Here is an 18,590-nt window from a genome sequence, read left to right as displayed (position 1 = left end):
CAACCCTGTCAGGGCATTGGACCCTGACAGGCGAGGGATTAAGGTTTTGGTGGTGTGACGCCATCGATCTGTTCTGACTGTGCACCGGAACCGGGACGGGCATTGCCGAGTATCGGTTCATCACCCAGAATATCGGGCTGCTGTTTCGCGCTGAACTGACCATGACCATCGTAAGCTGGACCACTGCTCCAGCGACCTTCCGGCAGCGGTTTATCCAGCGAGGTATTCAGGCAGTAGTAAGCGTGCTCCTGCGCTTCATGTTCCTGCGGGAAGCTGTTGGGGATCGGCAGCGACGCGTTCAATCCGCCCATCTCTTCGATCACCGCCAGCCACTGCTGCTGGTGCATGGTGTCACGGGCAATCAGGAAGGAGAGGAAATCCTTCATGCCTTTGTCTTCGGTCATGTTGTAGAGGCGGGTCGCCAGAACACGACCGGTGGCTTCTGCGGTGACATTAGCCAGCATATCGGCGGCCACGTTGCCGGACGCGTAGATGTGGCTCATGTCGAACGGCATGCCGTTGGCGTTTACCGGCATCGCGGCCAGACCGGAAGAGAGAATATGGCGTGGGTTCATGCCGCCCAGAATGGCATTAACCACCGGGTCTTTGGCTGATGCTTCCTGGTAAGAGAGCGGTGCGCCTTCAAGGTTCAGCGCCACAGCGTAGCCCAGCATTTCGATATGACTCAGCTCTTCGGTGGCGGTGGAGATCAGCAGATCCCGAATCCGCGCATCACCTCGCGCGCCCATCGCCTGGAAAAAGTATTGCATCGCTACACGAATCTCACCTTCGACGCCGCCGATGGCTTGCTGTAACAGCATGGCAAACTCTGGGTCGGGCTTCTCTACACGAACCGGGAATTGAAGTTTTGATGAATGATGAAACATAGCTATTTTCCTCGCCTGTGTTTGCAGTAGATGCAGGAAAAGCCTGGACACAGATATCGGATAAATAAAGCGAAACGAGAGCAATTAATCGGAATTTACGGTAAAAAAAGCGGGGAAATAGGTCATTTTCGGAGCTATATCTGGTACGACAGGACAGGCAATATCAACGATGAGAAAGTGACATATGACTCAGTGCAGAAGAGATAAAAAAGCCCCCATTAAAAGGGGCTGATTCAGTACGGGAAAGCATCCTCACTTCCGCTATAGCTGTTTAACAATTCAGCTTTCACTGGTGGCCGTTGCACGTTGCAAAACGTGTTCCAGAGCCTGACGGTAAATATCCTGCTTAACTACGTCACGCTCGCTCTCCAGGCGATGAATCAGGCCCAGCACAATGTCTTTATCTGAGACATGGGCTTTTGAATGGGCGAGTTCAGCGTGAACCGCAGCGATAACCTGTTTTTCTGTCGTCATCGCGGCGCCAGAGTTCATAAAGTAATCAGAAATCTGAGACTCTGTATTCATTGTTGTTTGCATGTCAGGCCTCATAAAGAATTGGGGAGTGTGCGTCGGTTGATAGCCGGTTGCCGGCTGACGCAAAAAAATTGCATCTGAAGGTGGAAATCCACAACACCTTCAGATGCGGTGCAAAGCACCTCGTTACAAGTGATTTAACATCACGAGATAAAGTTATACAGCAATTTAAAAGTTGTACAATAAACTTTGACAGAATATTTCATTTTTTTAGCCTGGTATAAGCCGTGGTAAAGTGCGCTGAATGCGATTTTTTTATTTAATTAAACTAATACAATAAGTTATGAGTTTTTTTGTCAGGCGGGTTTTTTTGAGGCGGCCGTTTCTGCGTTTTTTACCCGGATTGTCTGACGGGGTGAAAACGGTTTTTCAGGAGAATTTTAGCAAAAGCTGTACAGCTTTTTACACCACAAATGGAGAGCAGTGTCAGAGTGCGGTGGCAGGCTGCTGCAATCTTGTGCTTCTGACGGCACAGGCTGCATAATTCACTTCCCACGCCTGATGCAGAAAGCTAAGGTGGCCTCTTATTCATCACAAGGAAATGATCATGGTTCACGACTATTTCGCGATTCCGCCTGCGGGCGTGACTCAGGAACAACATAAACGTTCAGTTGCTGTGGCGGCCGCGCTGTCAGTGGCAAAGGAGTCCGTCAGCGCTTCTACGTCGGCAACCGGCTCAAAAACCTCCTGGGACCTGCAGGCTGTGGCGAATGAAATTGGTAATCTGGCCGATGCGATTCAGGATGCGCTGGAGAGTGACAGCCAGCCTTAATCTCTGACCGCTTCGCCTGAAACGGCTGCTGAAGCAGGCCGATCAGGGAAGGGCAGCGTTCAGGAGCCGATAACGTGGTCGGCAAGCGAACGTTGCCCAACGTTTGCTTATTCCATTGCGGGCGGTTCATATTTAATATATTCACGCAGGGCATCATGGATGGCCTGATTATTACCTTCCTCCAGACCGCGTTCGGCATATTCTTTCGCCAGCGCCGCCAGTACATCGTCAAACTTCCCTTTGTAATTGAGATTATTCAGTGCAATTTGCTGACCGAGTATCGCTTTTAATACCGTCGTCTCAACGGTTAACTGTGCGACTGCCTCTTCCAGATGTTTGATGCGATCGTCGTCTGCCATAACCCCTCCATGCTTTAAAAAGGCAGAATAACCAGCCCGCGCTAAATATTCAAACCTCACTCCATGCCAGAGAGTCGTTGTCGGATTTTCCTTAAGTCAAAATAATCGGCGGATTAATTTATAAGAGGCGTGACTGTAAGTAAAAAGCGAGACTATTACCGCAGTGCGGCGAAAGTAACCTGTTTCCGTTTATTCTCACACCAGTAAGAGAAAAACGGTTAAAAAAAAGTGCATTACCATCAATCTCTTCGCGTAAAAGGGGTCCACGTCACTTGATTAAAAGGGGGATTAGCTATTACTGTATTTATATACAGTAATCTGAAAAAGGAGTGAAATTGTGGAATTCATTAAACCTGCGGACGTCCGCGCCGTCATGTCTTTACCGCTTTATATCGAACGTGTGCCGTGTGGATTTCCCTCACCGGCGCAGGATTATGTCGAACAACGTATCGATCTCAATGCGCTCATGGTTCAGCATCCCAGCGCCACCTATTTTGTGCGGGTCAGCGGTGAATCAATGATTGAGGCGGGCATCAATGATGGTGACATGCTGGTCGTCGACAGCTCGCTCACCGCCTCACACGGCGATATCGTGGTCGCTGCCGTCGACGGTGAATTCACCGTTAAACGTCTTCAGCTTCATCCCTGCCTGCAACTGATGCCGATGAACACCAAATTTAAACCGATCGCTATCCAGACCGAAGATGCGCTGGAGGTGTTTGGCGTAGTGACGTTTGTGATTAAAGCGACACATTGAGCATGTTCGCGCTGGTGGATGTGAACTGCTTTTATGCGTCGTGCGAAACCGTTTTCCGGCCTGACCTTAAAGGCAAGCCCGTCGTCGTGCTATCGAACAACGACGGCTGTGTGATTGCGCGCAGCGCCGAGGCGAAGAAAGCCGGCATCAAAATGGGCGCGCCCTATTTCAAAATGCGCGAAGCGCTGACCCATCACAATGTACAGGTTTTCAGCTCAAATTACGCGCTTTACGCCGACATGAGCCTTCGGGTGATGACGATTCTGGAAGAGATGGCGCCGTCGGTGGAGATCTACTCGATCGATGAGGCCTTTATGGATCTCACCGGCGTGCAGAACTGTATGGCGCTGGAGAGCTTTGGTCACCAGGTCAGAGAGCGGATACGCAAAGAGACCCATCTGACGGTGGGCGTTGGCATTGCACAGACCAAAACGCTGGCCAAACTGGCGAATTTTGCGGCCAAAAAGTGGAGCAAAACCGGCGGCATTGTCGATCTGTCGGATCCCGAACGGCAGAAAAAGCTACTGGCACTCGTCGATGTGGCTGAGGTCTGGGGTGTCGGTCACCGTATCGGCAAGCGGCTCAACGCCATGGGCATTACGACGGCGAAAGATCTGGCCTGCCAAAGCACCGAGTCTATTCGCAAACAGTTCAGCGTAGTGCTGGAACGTACCGTCAGAGAGCTGCGTGGTGAATCCTGCCTGGAGCTGGAGTCGGTGATACCGGATAAACAGCAGATCATGTGTTCGCGTTCGTTCGGCAGCCGTATTTCCAGCTACGACCAGATGCGCGAAGCCGTCTGCGCCTATGCTGAACGTGCGGCAGAGAAACTACGTCGTGACAATCAATATTGCCGTCAGGTAGGGGTCTTTGTGCGTACCAGCCCCCATGCTACGGATGAACCCTTTTATGGTAATCAGTCTACCGGTCAGTTGCTGATCCCGACGCAGGACACGCGCGACATTGTCGGCGTTGCGATGGCGTGTCTGGATAACATCTGGATTGAGGGGCATCGCTACATGAAAGCGGGCATCGTACTGGGAGATTTTTTCAGCCATGGCGTGGCCCAGCTTGATCTGTTTGACGAACATCAGCCACGCCGCAATAGCGAAGAGCTGATGACGCTGATCGATAAGATTAACAAAAGCGGCAGCGGCAAACTCTGGTTTGCCGGGCAGGGGATCAACAAGGCCTGGGCGATGAAGCGCGAGATGCTGTCACCTGCCTATACTACGCGGGTAACGGATTTGCCGGTGGCGGCGGTTAAGTAGGTTGGGTGGTTTTCCTCAGCTACTGAAACCGCAAGGTCTGCTAAATTTCTTTTAACCTGGTTTCTTCCGCAAAGCACTGCTCCAGCGCCGTAATCACTGCCCTGATACGTGCGACTTTTTGCAGATCCGGATGGAGCACCAGCCAGATATCAACCGGGTCGCGCTTTTCAGGAAATACCGGGATTAATTGCGGATCGCAGTTAGCTAAAAATGTCGAAAGCAGGCCGATGCCAATCCCGCGTTTAATAGCGGATTGCATCAGCAGTTGTGTATTACATTCCAGCACGACTTGCTGGCTGTTTACTGCAAAGCCACACAGGTTTTGTCGATGACGAGGCACCATGTCTGCCGGAAACATGACCAGTTGATGATCAGTCAATCCGCTTTCTTGCTGCGGTTCTCCGAGCCGATCAAAATAACGCTGGCTGGCGTAAAGCCCCATATCAATGGTCGCTAGTCGTTTAACTATTAACTCTTCAGAATCGGGTCGGGCACCACGAATGGCTATATCCACACTACGGTAAGAGATATCGGAGAAGCCTATTCCGGTCAATAAGGTTACGGTGATATCCGGGTATTGTTCGCGCAGGCGCTGAATGGCAGGTATGACAAACACAGTGGCGAGTGTGTCTGTGCTGGCGATGCGAACGTTACCTGCAGGGATGCTATCGCCGCAGGCGGCTTTACGACTCATCGCCTGCATAGCGCTTTCCATAGCACTGGCTTCTGCCATCACCTGTTCGCCAAACTCGCTCAGCATAAAAGCGCGGGGCGTACGTATAAATAACCGGGAACTGAGCGCGCTTTCGAACGCGGCGATACGGCGCCCGACTGTCGCCTGATCGACGTTCAACGATTTTGAGGCACCCCGCAACGTTTTTTGTCTCGCTAATGCGAGGAAAAAGCGAACATCATCCCAGTTCATCCACTGCTCCATGTTATTTTTAACTAAACGGATATCTTCAACGTGGCTAAAAAATTATCAAAACTCATAAGCCATATCATAAACAGCACCATAAAATTATAAGTATTTCTGCATTGTTGTGAAGCATTAATGCAACTTTAAAAATTTCGAATTGTGACTATGATGGGCCGTTTTTTGGATATAGGCGCGATGTGTTTTGTTATGTGAAGCCTTTCATATAACGCACATTTTTTCCTCATTACTTCTGATTATCTTTATTTTTATTCTAATGGATTTAGAAAATGAAATTTTTTGAAGATGATTTTTTTAACACTACCTGCCCGGCGTTTACCTCAGATAAAGTTGTTGGAAGAGAAACTATCAAAGCAGATGTTGCTTTGAATTATGCCGAGGCCCTTATTGCTCAATTACAGAATAAGCAAATCAGTCACATTTATACGAGTGGTTATCTATCCTTCCATATGTTTGAGCTTATGGGGATCGAAAAGCGGTAGTTATAAATGATTAATAGCAGCGCTAATTAATCATTTTTCATGGGCAGGCCTTATTAGCGATTTGCATTGCTATAACCCGTATCCAGCGTAACACGACACATTCAGTGCGGATTATCAAGCTGCATAAATGAATGCTTGTGATGCAATCTTGTCTCTACCATAGGGAATAAGCAGGTTTTATCATCACTTTGTTTGCTGCTCTGTGGTATTCGCATTCGCTGCACAGAGTTGATTTATCTACAGCTCAGGAAATAAAAATGTCAGAAGTGTTAACTATTGATAGTCGTCCGACAGACAAAAAGAATTCTGCTTCCAAAAAGAGCGTTTTATTCTTTCTTGCACTGGCGCTAGTCGCTGCCTTATTGAACAGCAGTGCACCAACGCCGCTTTATCCCCTCTATCAACAGCAGTTGGGCTTAACCGCCGTCAGCCTGACAATCATTTATGGCGCGTATGCGGCAGGTGTTTTGATTGCGTTGTTCAGTGTAGGAAATCTTGCAGGGAAAGTTGCTGACCTGCGCAGCCTGATGATGCCTGCACTACTGGCCGTCTTCGCAGGTGCATTGCTGTTTTCACTCGCCGATTCGTTTGCCTGTCTGTTTATGGCACGCCTGCTGGCGGGCGTAGGAACCGGGGCATTAACCGGCGCAGCTAATATTGCCCTTTTGCGTTTTGGCCCTAAAGATGGCGGTAAAGCTGCAGCTCTGCTCGCAACGCTTTCTTTCACCACCGGTCTGGCACTGGGGCCAGTTTTTAGCGGCGTGGCGATTCAGACAAATTTCCACAGCCAGACGTTGCCGTTTCTGCTGATTATGATCACGGCTGCGATTGCCCTGATCGGATTACGTTTTAGCTGGCCAGCGCGTCATCACGACCAACCCAAGGCTGCGCCATCCTCGTCTGCCATTTCAGCGGGTACGACACTTAAAGCCGGACTGAAAGCGACTGGCATACGTTTTTTCCTGTGCGCTGGCGCTCTGTTTATGAGCTGGGCGTTTGCCGCCAGTATTTTGTCGATTGGACCGGCAGTATCGGAGCATCTGCTCGGCATTCATAGTCAGGGCGTTTATGGCTATGTGATTGCGGTATACTTAATGGTGGCCGGTATCAGTCAGATTTTGAGCCGCCGGATTAGCGCTCGCACATCTCTTGCTGCCGGCTGTCTTACTCAGGCCATTTCGATTGTGTTTTTTACCTGGGCTATTAGCACCCACTCTTTAGTATGGGCATGCACAGGACTGCTTGTGGCTGGATATTCCTATGGCGCCATCTTTGTGGGAAGTGCGACCCTGCTAAATATGATCTCTCCTGCAGCCAGTCACGCAAAACTGATTTCATTGTTCTACGTCATTGCCTATATCGCTAACTGGGTGCCCGTGCTGTTAGGTGCGGTGGTGGATCATGCCAGCCTGAATCTGGCTGTTGATTTGCTGTTCAGCGTCGGTGCTGTTATCTGTCTACTGCTGAGCATCGCGGTATTTTGGATAAAGATGGAAAAACGCGACTAATTCAGAATCAGACCGTGCCTGATTCCTCCCAGGCCGGTCTGAGGACCAGCGAATGGACGCTTAAAATCACATCAACTGACTGACTGTCTCGGTCAGCAAAGCCGTGCTTCGCATCATTTTGCTATTGAGGAATACACCACTCGTCGTCTGATGCCGCTGATTAATAAAATTAACAAACCTGGCAGCAGAAAACTCTGGTTTGCCGGGCAGGGGATCAACAAGGCCTGGGCGATGAAGCGCGAGATGCTGTCACCTGCCTATACCACGCGGGTAACGGATTTGCCGGTGGTTGTGCTGAAGTAGATGCTGGTCCGCCATCATCATGAATATGAGCTTTACGCGGTCGACGATAACAGCGATATAAAAAACCGACTCTTTTTATATGTTGCTGACAATGAGAACCACGCCAGGCTGTTAATTAAGCCGCTCAGATTATGGCTGACCATAATAAACACACAGCAACGGGCTGATTGCCGCAAAAAAAACGCGTTACTACCTGAGTGAATCATGAGCGGTTTGTCCTGTAACCTGAGCCGGATTGCAGGTCACAACCGGTTAAACCCCCTCTGCCATTCAGCGACAGGAACAGAGATCTGTCCGAATGTATGCTGCGGGCTGATCGCCGCCAGCTATACTTGTTACCCGAGCCTGGGATAGAATCCCTGTTGATTCTGACAGGAACGCACTTCTTCAGGCCGGTAATTAATGAGCACGACAGCGACAGCGCATAAAAACAAAGAGCGGGGACGGCCCAGGGAGTTCGACATTGAACAGGCTCTGGATCGTGCCATGATCGTTTTCCGGCAAAAAGGCTATCACGCGGCATCAATAGGCGATCTGGGGGAGGCGATGAACCTCTCCGCAGGCAGCATCTATAAAGCGTTTAAAGACAAACGCTCCCTCTTTCTGCTGGTGTTCGAACGTTATCTGTTGCTGAGAAATACCGAACTGCGCCGCCGTCTGGCACCCTGTGTCAGCGGACGGGATAAAATCACGGAGTTGTTACAGTTCTACCTGGATTCGGCGCGTGCCATTGAGGGGCGATGCGGCTGTCTGGTGGTGTCCAGCGCCATTGCGCTGCAGACGATGGATGAAGATCTTGCGCAGCGCATTGATGATGTCATCAAGCGTAGTCAGCGCTTCCTGGTTTCATTGCTGGAGTTGGGACAACAGGATGGCTCTATCAATCGCACGCTGGACAGTGAAGCGGCAGCCGGTTTAATTCTCTGCATCGCATACGGTATGCGCGTGTCGGGCAAAGTCAGTGATGTGATCCATGAAGAGCAGACGCTGGCGCTGGCATTGAAAATACTGGGATAAGTGTTCTGAGTGGGGACAGCAGCATCCGTAAACAGGCGCTTCTCTGATATACGCTTTCCGGACAGAGAAATTCTTCCGCTTCCTTTCCCCGGGTCTGATTATGTGCCAGGCTTTTACGCTTTATTCTATTGCGTGGAAAATTAAGGCCCGTTTCGTGAAAACTTCAATCTTACTGACACTCGTGGCAGCCATTGGCTGTTCTGTTTTTGCCGCCCGTGGTGGGTTTGAAACCCAGACAGCGAAACATCCTCAGGCACAGCGGGTGACGGAGAGTGGGGAGCCACTGACGCGCTGACCGGGGCGAAGCGTGGCGATGATTAACGACCAAACAGCAGGCTGATGAGCGCGCGATAGTGGCGCTCTTCTTCCTCAGTGGACGCTGTTTCGAGGCGACGCAGGAGTTTGGTACAGATCGACTTACGGTTCACATTCCCGCCGGCATGCAAAATTTCCACGACTACCTGTCCCAGTGTCTCCTGCTGTGAGGGCAGGCTTGCCGCATTGAAATAACGGGCGATATCGTCTGCCGTCCGCGGCAGTCTCGGGTTCGGGTACATGGTGCGTTTCCTGGCTGTTGATGTAAAAACGATCGAATAGCCGCGAAGTTATACGCAAAAAGTGAATCTGTACAGTTATTTCAGCGTAATGATGAATGACGTTTTTTGGTCAGGATGCCGGGCAGCGAGAGAGCGGCCGTAAAGAGAAGCAAAGGGACAGCAGTATGAAGCGCATGAGAGCCAGAAGGGCGTCCGGCTCTCATGAGAAATGAACGTCGAAGCCTTATGACTACCGATAATCTTTCAGGGAAACCGGTGCCTGCCCGGTCTCGACCAGCCAGTTTAATTCGGCGCGGTCACGAGGCGAATCTTCAATGAAACCTTTGAGCCAGTGTCGTGCATCAGCAATCTGCTCTACACGTTCATCGCTGCACTCCTTTTCGGCCATTTCGCCCAACTGACGAATCAGCGATACCAGCGTAATATCCTGTTCTTCAAATGCCAGATTAATTGCTGCTTCACCAAGAATCATATGACCAGTCGTTGTATCGTGATAAATCATTTATAGCCTCCTGATTGATAGCGATATAAATAGTCTAGTTAAAGAGGCGCTGGACTAAAAGGTCATAAGTTACAGACGGCACCAGATAATTTTGTTAAAAATAAAGGGAACCTTTGTGTCATGATATAACTTCATGATAGTAAAAAATAAAAAACAATAGATTATTTTTGAAGTGAACAGGTTGAACTATTGTTCTGGTTAAAGAAGCAGACGTTTGCCTGAAATTCAGATAAGTGATGTGGCCTGTGCGCAACAGCATTTTCCAGTCGGTTTTTTACGCCTGTATAAACGATAAATTGCACAGTTCCTTATAAGGCTCTGCAATATTATTGCCATATCGCATCGGATATTTCTGCTTTAAAAAAGCCCGCTCTGAGAGGGGGGCTATATCAGGTAAAAGGCGAAAAAAGGCAAAAATAAAGCCGCTCTTAAGCGGCTTTATTAACGCGAGAACAGCATTGCGATTATTTGTGCGGAACTTCAGAGACGGCTTTAACGTCTGCTTTATTAATCTGCTGCTTCACACCATTGGCATCGGTATAGGCCAGCAGGCCAGCGTCCGATTCAGAAGGCTTGCCATCACTAATAATGGTGCGTCCATCGTTAGTCTGAATCGCATAACTGGTACGGGTGCAGCCAGTTAATACGGTCATACCAATCAATGCGGCGAGAGGTAAAATCAGCGCTTTTTTCATCGTCTTCACCTTGTATTAGTTGTCGAGTTCGCTCATATTACTGATTTCATTACGATTGATCTGCTCAGTTTTTCCTGTCTGAGCATCACGGTAAGAAACAAGACCGGTATCTGAATCAATCTGCGGTTTGCCGTCAGTCACAATCGTGCGGCCATCGGTCGTCTTAATAGACTGATTCGAGGCGCAACCTGCAAGCGTACCTAAAGAGAGTGCCAGCAGCGCGATGGCTGACAGGGTTTTCATTTTCATTTTTCTGCTCCATGAAGTATATCCAGACGTTTACAGCATAGACGGCTTTATAAATTTTGCTGGCTCTGTCGCGCGTCGATGCCTGTTTTTTATACAAAAACAGAGTGTATTGCGTTAATTAGCAGGCATGGCGCCGGCGAATAGCATTTATTGCAAATGCATACGGCTGTTTATGCGTTTCAGCTGAGCCCTGACCGCATCGAAATAAAAAACGGAGCAAAAGCGGGAAATAGAGAGCGCAGATAATTCCGTTAACACGGAAGAATCGCATGCAGGATGCCACGTCGATGGCGGCACCTGGCGCTATTCGCGGATCCGACGCCTGAAGGGCTATCGGACCCGTGAAAAAAGGATCAGAGAATAGAGTCTTCGCCCGCTTTGGCGGCCGCTTTTTCCGCTTTCATGGCGCTGACCGGGTCAGATGCGCTCAGCCAGCGGTCAAACTTCTGGTAGGTGTCGATAAAGGTTTTAAAGTAGCTGCTGGCGATGGTGGCATTCTCTTTATGGTTCATAAACGCCACGGCCAGCTTAAATGCATCTTCGTTATCAAATTTCATGTTTGTCTTCCTCGCTTAAGATCTATAGAGCGTAGCCTGATAACACGGCATGTGCATTCAGACAACCGTCTGAAAAGGCGCAATAATTCAGCCTGGCTGACAGCATCCTCCAGATTGGCGCGGATTCCCACTTACTTCGCGACAAATCCTTCTTATAATGCCAGCTTCACTCGTGAAGGAGACCCGCTTATGTTGAAAGGATTAACCGTTGTCGCGGTGCTGCTATTGTCAGGCTGTAGCCTGATGCATAAACAGCCGGCATCGCCACAGACCCTGCATTATCGCTGCGGAACAATGCCCCTGACCGTGACGCTGGACGAGGCGCAGGAGCAGGTAAGTTTCATTATGGATGGCAAGCCTTTAACGTTGAAGCAGACCGTCTCCGCCTCCGGCGCGCGCTACAGCGATGACACCTATGTTTTCTGGTCCAAAGGAAACGGCGCATTTATCGAACGTAACGATAAAATTGTCGTGAATGATTGTGAGCTGCAACCTGCCAGCTGACTTTATCTCTGAATAGGCGAGCATTAATGAGCGACAGCGAAACGCTACACACCATTGCCCATCTGCGGCGTGAATATACCCGCGGCGGATTGCGTCGCAAGGATCTGCCGGACAATCCGATCGCGCTGTTTGAACAGTGGCTGAGCCAGGCCTGTGAGGCAAAACTGCCCGATCCTACTGCCATGACCGTGGCCACCGTGGATGAGCAGGGTCAGCCGTGGCAGCGTATTGTGCTGCTGAAACACTTTGATGCGCAGGGCATGGTGTTTTACACCAACCTCGGCAGCCGTAAGGCGTTACAGCTGGCGCACAATCCGCGCATTTGCCTGCACTTCCCGTGGCACTTTCTGGAACGTCAGGTGATGGTGCTGGGCGAAGTGGAAAAACTGTCGCCGCTGGAGGTGCTGAAATATTTCCACAGCCGCCCGCGTGACAGTCAGATTGGTGCCTGGGTATCGAAGCAGTCGAGCCGGATTTCGGCGCGCGGGATTCTGGAAGGGAAGTTCCTTGAGCTTAAACAGAAGTTTCAGCAGGGCGAGGTGCCGCTGCCCAGCTTCTGGGGCGGTTACCGGGTGAAATTTCACACAATGGAGTTCTGGCAGGGGGGCGAACATCGTCTGCACGATCGTTTCATCTACCAGCGCGACAATGACGGCTGGAAAATCGACCGTCTGGCTCCCTGAATCTGCACGATTTCTCCCTATCAGCGCTGGCACAGAAAGCGCCAGCGCTTTATGCTATAGCCCTGATTTTTTTCGATTCCGCAAGTCAGCGGAAAGCTGTGTACCAGCATAGGTGCAGTCTGATCAATTTGGAGTCAGTAATGACCAGCAGTAACCTGATACAACAATTGCAGGAGAGGGGCCTTATCGCCCAGGTGACGGATGAAGCCGCGTTAACAGAGAAACTGGCACAGGGGCCAATTTCGCTCTATTGCGGCTTCGACCCCACTGCTGACAGCTTGCATTTGGGTCATCTGGTACCGCTGCTCTGCCTGAAGCGTTTTCAGGATGCCGGCCACAAGCCGGTAGCCCTGGTCGGGGGTGCAACCGGCCTGATTGGCGATCCAAGCTTTAAAGCCGCAGAGCGTAAACTTAATACCAGTGACACCGTCAACGAATGGGTTGAAAAGATCCGCCAGCAGGTGGCGCCATTCCTCGACTTCGATTGCGGCAGCAACAGCGCCATCGCCGCCAACAACTACGACTGGTTCGGCAGCATGAACGTGCTGACCTTCCTGCGTGATATCGGCAAGCACTTCTCTGTTAACCAGATGATTAACAAAGAAGCAGTGAAGCAGCGTCTGAACCGTGACGATCAGGGCATCTCCTTTACCGAGTTCTCCTACAATCTGCTGCAGGGTTATGACTTTGCCTGCCTGAATGAACTGCACGGCGTATCGCTGCAGATCGGCGGCTCCGATCAGTGGGGTAACATCACCTCTGGTATCGATCTGACCCGTCGTCTGCATCAGAACCAGGTCTTTGGCCTGACCGTTCCGCTGATCACCAAGTCTGACGGCACCAAATTCGGTAAAACGGAAGGCGGCGCAGTCTGGCTGGATGCGAAGAAAACCAGTCCATACAAGTTCTATCAGTTCTGGATCAACACCGCGGATGCTGACGTCTATCGTTTCCTGAAGTTCTTCACCTTCCTGAGCATAGAAGAGATCAACGCGCTGGAAGAAGAGGACAAAAACAGCGGTACCGCGCCACGCGCGCAGTATGTGCTGGCTGAGCAGGTCACGCGTCTGGTGCATGGCGAAGCGGGCCTGACGGCGGCGAAACGCATCACCGCCAGCCTCTTCTCCGGTTCTGTAAGCGAAATGACGGAAGCTGACTTTGAGCAACTGGCGCAGGATGGTATGCCAACTATCGCGCTGGGCGCAGACGATGACCTGCAGCAGGCGCTGGTGAAAGCGGAGCTCGTGCCGTCTCGCGGCCAGGCTCGCACCATGATCGGTTCGAATGCCGTCTCACTGAACGGTGAAAAACAGTCCGATGCAGAATACCGCTTCAGCGACAGCGACAAACTGTTTAACCGCTACACGCTGCTGCGTCGTGGTAAGAAACATTACTGCCTGATTAAATGGCAGTAAGATTTAGGGCCGGTTTCCGGCCCTTTTTTATGGCAAGGCAGGACAGGGCAAACTAGTGAAAAATATCTTAGCGATTCAGTCGCACGTTGTATTTGGTCATGCAGGTAACGCGGCAGCTGAATTTCCGATGCGTCGCCTGGGTGCAAACGTCTGGCCGCTGAACACCGTGCAGTTTTCCAACCATACGCAGTATGGGCACTGGACCGGCACGGTCATGCCTGCAACGCATTTAACCGACATCGTTAAAGGCATTGCGGATATCGACCGCCTGAAGACCTGTGACGCGGTGCTGAGCGGTTATCTGGGCTCGGCGGAGCAGGGCGAGCAGATTCTGCAGATTGTTCGTCAGGTCAAAGCGGCTAACCCACAGGCCTGGTATTTCTGCGACCCGGTGATGGGTCATCCGGAAAAAGGCTGCATCGTGGCACCGGGTGTGGCGGAGTTCCACTGCAAGATGGCGATGCCAGCCAGTGACATTATCGCCCCGAACCTGCTTGAGCTGGAGATGCTAAGTGAACGTACAATCACTGACGTCGACGCGGCGGTAGACGCTGCGCGGGCACTGATTGCCCAGGGACCACGTGTGGTGCTGGTGAAGCATCTGGCACGCGCAGGGCGTCGCAGCGACCGTTTTGAGATGCTGCTGGTAACAGCAGAAGACGCGTGGCACATCAGCCGTCCGCTGGTCGATTTCGGTGTCCGTCAGCCCGTCGGCGTGGGCGATCTTACCAGTGGTTTGCTGCTGGTTAATCTGCTGCACGGCAAATCACTGCAGGATGCGCTGGAGCACGTCACTGCCGCGGTGTATGAGGTGATGCTGAAAACTCATGAGATGGGCGAGTATGAGCTGCAGCTGGTGGCGGCACAGGATGCCATTGCCCGTCCGATGCAGCACTTCACGGCAGAAAAGCTGTAACGCATCAGGGCCGGTTAACCGGCCCTGTTCTCTCAGGCTAAGCCTTCCGCTTTCAGCGCCGCCTGCACCGCAGGACGTTCCGCGACACGATCAAACCATGCCCCAAGTGCCGTAAAGCCGGACAAATCCAGCCCCAGCGCTTTTGCCCAGCGCGTCACCACAAACAGATAAGCATCCGCGACGCTGAAATGCATCCCCATCAGCCACTGCCTGTCACGTAATGACTCATCGACATAGCGGAATTTCGCTTCCAGCTGGTTGCGGGTCTGCGCTTTCACCTCATCAGAGTATCCGGGGCGAAACAGCGGCCCAAAGCTTTTGTGCAGCTCGCTGCCGATGTAGCTCAGCCACTCCAGAGTGTGATAACGCGTCAGGCTGCCAACCGGCGCCAGAAGATGGCGATCGGGTTTGAGGTCTGCCAGATACTGTACAATCGCGGCGCCTTCCGTCAGCACGGTACCATCGCTGAGCTGCAGCGCGGGCACCTGACCTTTAGGGTTGATTTGGCGAAAATCGTCGCCCCGTTCGGTGAGTTTGGTTGCCAGATCAACATTCACCTGCGTGAAGTCCAGCCCGCATTCGCGCATAACAATGTGGGGAGAGAGAGAGCAGGCTCCTGCTTTGCAAAACAGTTTCATGACCATGTACTCCTTGTTGCAGTGGGATCACAGCATAGTAAAGACTCAGGATGGAATTACCAGTGATAAGGATCAGGGATCTGTTAAGGGGGAGTGTGAGGCATAAAAAAGCCGGGCAGAGCCCGGCTGATTTGTCACGTGGCAGCGATTACGCTTTCACATCGTTTGATCTGGCGTCGCTATCCTGCGCCTGTGTCATGCGGTTCAGCAACGGCGCCGTAATCAGCATCAGCAGAGCAATCACCGCCGTCACGATACCAATCTGCTGGAATACGCGACTGTAGGTTGCCAGCGAAATCAGCGGATCGGTTACGTTTTCAGGCACGGCCATCAGGTTTGCTACTTTACCTGCAATCACAGCTGCACCTGCCGTGGTCAGGAACCAGGAACCCATAATGAAGCCCATCAGGCGCTGTGGCACGAGCTGCGCGACCATCGCCAGGCCGAGGCCGGAGATCATCAGCTCACCAATACTCTGCAGCGCATAGCTCAGGATCAGCCAGTTTACAGAAACGATGCCTGCATCACTGGCGAACTTTGCACCCACCGGCAGCACCAGGAACGCAGCGGAGCAGAGCACCATACCAAAGGCAAACTTGTGCGGCATGGGCAGTTTATCGCCCAGCTTGTTATAGAGCGCCGCCAGCAGCGGACTGGCCAGCATGATCCAGAACGGGTTCAGTGCCTGGAACTGCTCTGGCGCAAACGTAATACCAAGAATGGTGTGTTCAACGTTACGGATAGCGAAGAAGTTGAGCGATGTTGGCATCTGCATATAGAGGACGAAGAACAGAATCGCTTCGACCATCAGCAGGAAGGCCACAATCATCTTACGACGCGCCGCGCCGTGCAGCGCAAAGGCTTCTTTGGCAAACACCAGCAAAATACCCAGCGCAATCACCGCCAGCACCAGTCGTGCGATAACCTGATGATGCAGCATCCAGTTGGCCAGCGCGATCAGCACAACGACACCCACAAGGGTCATCAGCAGTTTACCGACCTGCAACGGCACAAAGTCTGGCTTAGAGCCGTAATCCTTGACCATATGTTTACAGAACAGGAAGTTAAACAGGGTAATAACCAGGCCAATGACGCACAGTGAGAAGGCGACGCTGTAGCCATATTTCGCGGCTAACCACGGTGTCAGCATCATCGAAAACAGGGAACCGATGTTGATCGACATATAGAACATGGTGAACGCACCGTCGAGACGCGGATCATCTTTGTCGTAACAGGTCGAGAGCAGCGAAGAGGGGTTTGCCTTGAACAGGCCGCTACCGACCGCGATGGTCGCCATGCCAATATAGACAATGCTGACGTTATGACCGGAGAACGCGACCAGCGCATAACCCAATGCCAGCACCAGCACGCCCAACACGATGACGCGTTTGGTGCCCAGCACTTTATCACCGAGCCAGCCGCCAATCGCGACCAGCCCATAAACCAGCGCACTGAATGAAGAGAACAGGGTAATGGAGTCTGATTCAGACAATCCCAGTTGCTTCACCAGGTAAACCGCCATAATGGCCTGCAGGCCATAGAATCCAAAACGTTCCCATAATTCGATCGAGAAGATTAAATAGAACGCCTTCGGCTGTTTAAACGCATTGAGACTGACAGCCTCATCAGTGTGTTTGTTTGCAGTTGACACATGTACCTCAGTTTTTTCATACCCTGTTTCGGGACAGGAATTAAGTCCGCGTCATGTGAGTTTTCCATGCGCAAGATTGTTATTAGAAGGGAAAAGCGGCGACTAATTTGGCTGATTACGGGCGTCAGGGCAAGAATTTTCTGGCAACCCGTTGAATCCAGGGATGTTGGGTTAAAAAACTTATAACAAATCGTTAATTGGTTTTAAATGTTGAAGCAGCAAAAAATATTAGTACAGATACTCTGAATGAGCACCTTGCACTAGCGAGTAATGATATTAACTGCTAAATCGAAGCTAACCAGATAAATCGGTTGTTGAATAATAATCAGACAGTGCTAATAACAGGTTACTGGCTGAATCGCAGTCAATCTGACGAATTATCAGACATTACCTGCCCGGCATTGGCGAAAAAAGAGTCAAAAGGCGATCCGGCGCACAATCAGATGATTTATTTCAGGAAGCAAAAAAAGAAACCGATTGCGTCGTGAGATCGGGAGGGGAAGTGGAGGTCATGGGGCGGCCAGCAGGAAGTTAAAATGACCTCAGACCGCCGGTGAAAAACCGCGCAGTCATATTAAAATCTTATCAATACGCGGATGCACAATGTCACCCTCGACAGAAAATTAACATTACTGTAACCTCTCAATTTCTCCAGGAAGGATCAGTTCATGTCGTCTCCACTGCATTTATCTCTCGTCGGTGACTACCGCGCCGATGCGGTTGCCCATCAGGCTATCCCCCTTGCTATTGAACGTGCTTCACGTCGGCTAAATCTTATCGTTGAAACGAACTGGATCGCTACTGACCACCTCGAACAGACAGACCTGACGCGCAGTGATGCGGTCTGGGTTGTTCCTGGCAGTCCTTACCGCAACGATAATGGCGTATTTGAAACCCTGCGCTGGGCGCGGGAGAGCGGTAAACCTTTCCTGGGTTCCTGTGGGGGATTCCAGTATGCGGTGATCGAGTATGCGCGCAACGTCCTGGGCTGGCACGATGCCCGTCATGCTGAAACGGATACCGGCGGACGGATGGTCATTGCCCCGCTGAGTTGCTCTTTGGTGGAGCAGCGTGGCAAGGTGAGGTTTGAAGCGGGTTCCCGTATTGCTCTGGCTTACGGGACGCTGGAGAGCGACGAGGGCTACCACTGTAACTTTGGCGTTAACCCGGAATTCAGTGACGCGCTGGGCGATAATACGCTGCGCATTACCGCCTGGGATGATGCCGGTGACGTTCGCGGCGTGGAGTTACCGGCTCATCCTTTCTATGTGGCTACGCTGTTCCAGTCTGAGCGCGCGGCACTGCAGGAAAAAGACTCTCCGCTGGTGATTGCATGGATGCAGGCGGCACTGGCGCAACGCTAAACAAAGCCATCCTGTGACACTGTCACAGGATG

General features: G+C 51.4%; 23 protein-coding genes and 1 pseudogene. 13 read left to right on the top strand and 11 right to left on the bottom strand.

Features of this window, described 5'->3' with window-relative positions:
• Window positions 1–38: 38 nt before the first annotated feature.
• Both LQK91_RS05850 and LQK91_RS05845 read right to left on the bottom strand, forming a co-directional pair.
• Window positions 39–887 (bottom strand): manganese catalase family protein, encoded by an 849-nt coding sequence (locus LQK91_RS05850; protein ID WP_003848955.1) that lies wholly within the window; start codon window positions 885–887, stop codon window positions 39–41.
• A gap of 279 nt (window positions 888–1,166) precedes the next feature.
• On the bottom strand, window positions 1,167–1,361 hold the full coding sequence (locus tag LQK91_RS05845; RefSeq protein ID WP_223296455.1) for a biofilm development regulator YmgB/AriR family protein: 195 nt from the start codon (window positions 1,359–1,361) through the stop codon (window positions 1,167–1,169).
• Window positions 1,362–1,968: 607 nt separating this feature from the next.
• On the opposite strand from LQK91_RS05845, the gene LQK91_RS05840 reads away from it, so the two are divergent.
• Entirely contained in the window at window positions 1,969–2,193 is a 225-nt protein-coding gene (locus tag LQK91_RS05840; protein ID WP_003848959.1) for a hypothetical protein, read from the top strand.
• A 107-nt stretch (window positions 2,194–2,300) separates the two neighbouring features.
• Here the strand turns inward: LQK91_RS05840 and LQK91_RS05835 are convergent, their stop codons facing one another.
• On the bottom strand, window positions 2,301–2,552 hold the full coding sequence (locus tag LQK91_RS05835) for a hypothetical protein (protein WP_003848961.1): 252 nt from the start codon (window positions 2,550–2,552) through the stop codon (window positions 2,301–2,303).
• Window positions 2,553–2,889: 337 nt separating this feature from the next.
• Here LQK91_RS05835 and umuD point away from each other — a divergent pair, with 337 nt between their 5' ends.
• Window positions 2,890–3,309, top strand: coding sequence for a translesion error-prone DNA polymerase V autoproteolytic subunit (gene umuD, locus LQK91_RS05830; RefSeq protein WP_003848963.1), 420 nt, complete (start codon window positions 2,890–2,892; stop codon window positions 3,307–3,309).
• Window positions 3,310–3,311: 2 nt separating this feature from the next.
• The gene (umuC, locus tag LQK91_RS05825) at window positions 3,312–4,580 is read left to right on the top strand and encodes a translesion error-prone DNA polymerase V subunit UmuC (RefSeq protein ID WP_003848965.1); all 1,269 of its coding nucleotides are present in this window, start codon (window positions 3,312–3,314) and stop codon (window positions 4,578–4,580) included.
• Between the two features lie 40 nt (window positions 4,581–4,620).
• Here umuC and LQK91_RS05820 read toward each other — a convergent pair whose 3' ends face one another.
• Window positions 4,621–5,505: a LysR family transcriptional regulator gene (locus LQK91_RS05820; RefSeq protein WP_008926215.1), complete on the bottom strand. Its 885-nt coding sequence runs from the start codon at window positions 5,503–5,505 to the stop codon at window positions 4,621–4,623.
• 281 nt (window positions 5,506–5,786) lie between these two features.
• Here LQK91_RS05820 and LQK91_RS05815 point away from each other — a divergent pair, with 281 nt between their 5' ends.
• From LQK91_RS05815 to LQK91_RS05795, 5 genes and pseudogenes are all read left to right on the top strand, one after another.
• Entirely contained in the window at window positions 5,787–5,999 is a 213-nt protein-coding gene (locus tag LQK91_RS05815; protein ID WP_008926216.1) for a hypothetical protein, read from the top strand.
• Between the two features lie 257 nt (window positions 6,000–6,256).
• Window positions 6,257–7,507, top strand: coding sequence for an MFS transporter (locus tag LQK91_RS05810; protein WP_003848969.1), 1,251 nt, complete (start codon window positions 6,257–6,259; stop codon window positions 7,505–7,507).
• A 147-nt stretch (window positions 7,508–7,654) separates the two neighbouring features.
• Window positions 7,655–7,810, top strand: a pseudogene (locus tag LQK91_RS05805) (DUF4113 domain-containing protein); the annotation flags it as partial.
• 402 nt (window positions 7,811–8,212) lie between these two features.
• Entirely contained in the window at window positions 8,213–8,827 is a 615-nt protein-coding gene (locus LQK91_RS05800) for a TetR/AcrR family transcriptional regulator (protein ID WP_008926218.1), read from the top strand.
• A 154-nt stretch (window positions 8,828–8,981) separates the two neighbouring features.
• On the top strand, window positions 8,982–9,122 hold the full coding sequence (locus LQK91_RS05795) for a hypothetical protein (protein WP_223296456.1): 141 nt from the start codon (window positions 8,982–8,984) through the stop codon (window positions 9,120–9,122).
• A 22-nt stretch (window positions 9,123–9,144) separates the two neighbouring features.
• Here the strand turns inward: LQK91_RS05795 and ycgZ are convergent, their stop codons facing one another.
• From ycgZ to LQK91_RS05770, 5 genes are all read right to left on the bottom strand, one after another.
• Window positions 9,145–9,384 carry a regulatory protein YcgZ gene (gene ycgZ / locus LQK91_RS05790; protein WP_003848978.1) on the bottom strand — a complete coding sequence of 80 codons (240 nt, stop codon included), beginning with the start codon at window positions 9,382–9,384 and terminating at the stop codon, window positions 9,145–9,147.
• 229 nt (window positions 9,385–9,613) lie between these two features.
• Window positions 9,614–9,886, bottom strand: a complete 273-nt coding sequence (locus tag LQK91_RS05785) for a hypothetical protein (protein ID WP_008926219.1) — start codon at window positions 9,884–9,886, stop codon at window positions 9,614–9,616.
• A 464-nt stretch (window positions 9,887–10,350) separates the two neighbouring features.
• Entirely contained in the window at window positions 10,351–10,581 is a 231-nt protein-coding gene (locus LQK91_RS05780; protein ID WP_003848985.1) for a YgdI/YgdR family lipoprotein, read from the bottom strand.
• Between the two features lie 15 nt (window positions 10,582–10,596).
• Window positions 10,597–10,830: a YgdI/YgdR family lipoprotein gene (locus tag LQK91_RS05775; protein ID WP_003848987.1), complete on the bottom strand. Its 234-nt coding sequence runs from the start codon at window positions 10,828–10,830 to the stop codon at window positions 10,597–10,599.
• A gap of 353 nt (window positions 10,831–11,183) precedes the next feature.
• Window positions 11,184–11,387, bottom strand: a complete 204-nt coding sequence (locus tag LQK91_RS05770) for a hypothetical protein (protein WP_003848989.1) — start codon at window positions 11,385–11,387, stop codon at window positions 11,184–11,186.
• A gap of 189 nt (window positions 11,388–11,576) precedes the next feature.
• Here LQK91_RS05770 and LQK91_RS05765 point away from each other — a divergent pair, with 189 nt between their 5' ends.
• The 4 genes from LQK91_RS05765 to pdxY all read left to right on the top strand — a co-directional run bounded on the left by LQK91_RS05765 (window position 11,577) and on the right by pdxY (window position 14,905).
• Window positions 11,577–11,891, top strand: a complete 315-nt coding sequence (locus LQK91_RS05765) for an MliC family protein (RefSeq protein ID WP_003848990.1) — start codon at window positions 11,577–11,579, stop codon at window positions 11,889–11,891.
• Window positions 11,892–11,917: 26 nt separating this feature from the next.
• Entirely contained in the window at window positions 11,918–12,574 is a 657-nt protein-coding gene (gene pdxH / locus LQK91_RS05760) for a pyridoxamine 5'-phosphate oxidase (RefSeq protein WP_003848991.1), read from the top strand.
• A gap of 140 nt (window positions 12,575–12,714) precedes the next feature.
• Entirely contained in the window at window positions 12,715–13,989 is a 1,275-nt protein-coding gene (gene tyrS / locus LQK91_RS05755; protein ID WP_033761546.1) for a tyrosine--tRNA ligase, read from the top strand.
• A 55-nt stretch (window positions 13,990–14,044) separates the two neighbouring features.
• Window positions 14,045–14,905, top strand: coding sequence for a pyridoxal kinase PdxY (gene pdxY / locus LQK91_RS05750; RefSeq protein WP_105099215.1), 861 nt, complete (start codon window positions 14,045–14,047; stop codon window positions 14,903–14,905).
• Between the two features lie 32 nt (window positions 14,906–14,937).
• Here pdxY and gstA read toward each other — a convergent pair whose 3' ends face one another.
• Window positions 14,938–15,543, bottom strand: a complete 606-nt coding sequence (gene gstA, locus LQK91_RS05745) for a glutathione transferase GstA (RefSeq protein WP_003848994.1) — start codon at window positions 15,541–15,543, stop codon at window positions 14,938–14,940.
• Window positions 15,544–15,691: 148 nt separating this feature from the next.
• Window positions 15,692–17,194 (bottom strand): dipeptide/tripeptide permease DtpA, encoded by a 1,503-nt coding sequence (gene dtpA / locus LQK91_RS05740; RefSeq protein ID WP_105099214.1) that lies wholly within the window; start codon window positions 17,192–17,194, stop codon window positions 15,692–15,694.
• A 668-nt stretch (window positions 17,195–17,862) separates the two neighbouring features.
• Between dtpA and LQK91_RS05735 the strand changes: the two genes are divergently transcribed.
• A complete protein-coding gene (locus LQK91_RS05735) occupies window positions 17,863–18,558 on the top strand; it encodes a CTP synthase C-terminal region-related (seleno)protein (protein ID WP_105099213.1) in 696 nt (231 codons plus the stop codon).
• Window positions 18,559–18,590 lie beyond the last annotated feature (32 nt).

Origin of the sequence: Pantoea sp. MHSD4 (assembly GCF_021043305.1) — a bacterium.
Classification (GTDB): domain Bacteria; phylum Pseudomonadota; class Gammaproteobacteria; order Enterobacterales; family Enterobacteriaceae; genus Pantoea; species Pantoea eucalypti.
This window is presented reverse-complemented; position numbering and strand designations above follow the sequence as displayed.

Bases quoted from the DNA above. Each gene is read 5' to 3' on its own strand.
- LQK91_RS05765 (WP_003848990.1), top strand. From the start codon at position 11,577: ATGTTGAAAGGATTAACCGTTGTCGCGGTGCTGCTATTGTCAGGCTGT.
- LQK91_RS05815 (WP_008926216.1), top strand. From the start codon at position 5,787: ATGAAATTTTTTGAAGATGATTTTTTTAACACTACCTGCCCGGCGTTT.
- LQK91_RS05845 (WP_223296455.1), bottom strand. From the start codon at position 1,361: ATGACGACAGAAAAACAGGTTATCGCTGCGGTTCACGCTGAACTCGCC.
- pdxH (WP_003848991.1), top strand. From the start codon at position 11,918: ATGAGCGACAGCGAAACGCTACACACCATTGCCCATCTGCGGCGTGAA.
- LQK91_RS05810 (WP_003848969.1), top strand. From the start codon at position 6,257: ATGTCAGAAGTGTTAACTATTGATAGTCGTCCGACAGACAAAAAGAAT.
- LQK91_RS05785 (WP_008926219.1), bottom strand. From the start codon at position 9,886: ATGATTTATCACGATACAACGACTGGTCATATGATTCTTGGTGAAGCA.
- LQK91_RS05770 (WP_003848989.1), bottom strand. From the start codon at position 11,387: ATGAAATTTGATAACGAAGATGCATTTAAGCTGGCCGTGGCGTTTATG.
- LQK91_RS05775 (WP_003848987.1), bottom strand. From the start codon at position 10,830: ATGAAAATGAAAACCCTGTCAGCCATCGCGCTGCTGGCACTCTCTTTA.
- LQK91_RS05850 (WP_003848955.1), bottom strand. From the start codon at position 887: ATGTTTCATCATTCATCAAAACTTCAATTCCCGGTTCGTGTAGAGAAG.
- tyrS (WP_033761546.1), top strand. From the start codon at position 12,715: ATGACCAGCAGTAACCTGATACAACAATTGCAGGAGAGGGGCCTTATC.
- gstA (WP_003848994.1), bottom strand. From the start codon at position 15,543: ATGAAACTGTTTTGCAAAGCAGGAGCCTGCTCTCTCTCTCCCCACATT.
- LQK91_RS05780 (WP_003848985.1), bottom strand. From the start codon at position 10,581: ATGAAAAAAGCGCTGATTTTACCTCTCGCCGCATTGATTGGTATGACC.
- ycgZ (WP_003848978.1), bottom strand. From the start codon at position 9,384: ATGTACCCGAACCCGAGACTGCCGCGGACGGCAGACGATATCGCCCGT.
- LQK91_RS05800 (WP_008926218.1), top strand. From the start codon at position 8,213: ATGAGCACGACAGCGACAGCGCATAAAAACAAAGAGCGGGGACGGCCC.
- umuC (WP_003848965.1), top strand. From the start codon at position 3,312: ATGTTCGCGCTGGTGGATGTGAACTGCTTTTATGCGTCGTGCGAAACC.
- LQK91_RS05840 (WP_003848959.1), top strand. From the start codon at position 1,969: ATGGTTCACGACTATTTCGCGATTCCGCCTGCGGGCGTGACTCAGGAA.
- LQK91_RS05735 (WP_105099213.1), top strand. From the start codon at position 17,863: ATGTCGTCTCCACTGCATTTATCTCTCGTCGGTGACTACCGCGCCGAT.
- LQK91_RS05835 (WP_003848961.1), bottom strand. From the start codon at position 2,552: ATGGCAGACGACGATCGCATCAAACATCTGGAAGAGGCAGTCGCACAG.
- LQK91_RS05820 (WP_008926215.1), bottom strand. From the start codon at position 5,505: ATGAACTGGGATGATGTTCGCTTTTTCCTCGCATTAGCGAGACAAAAA.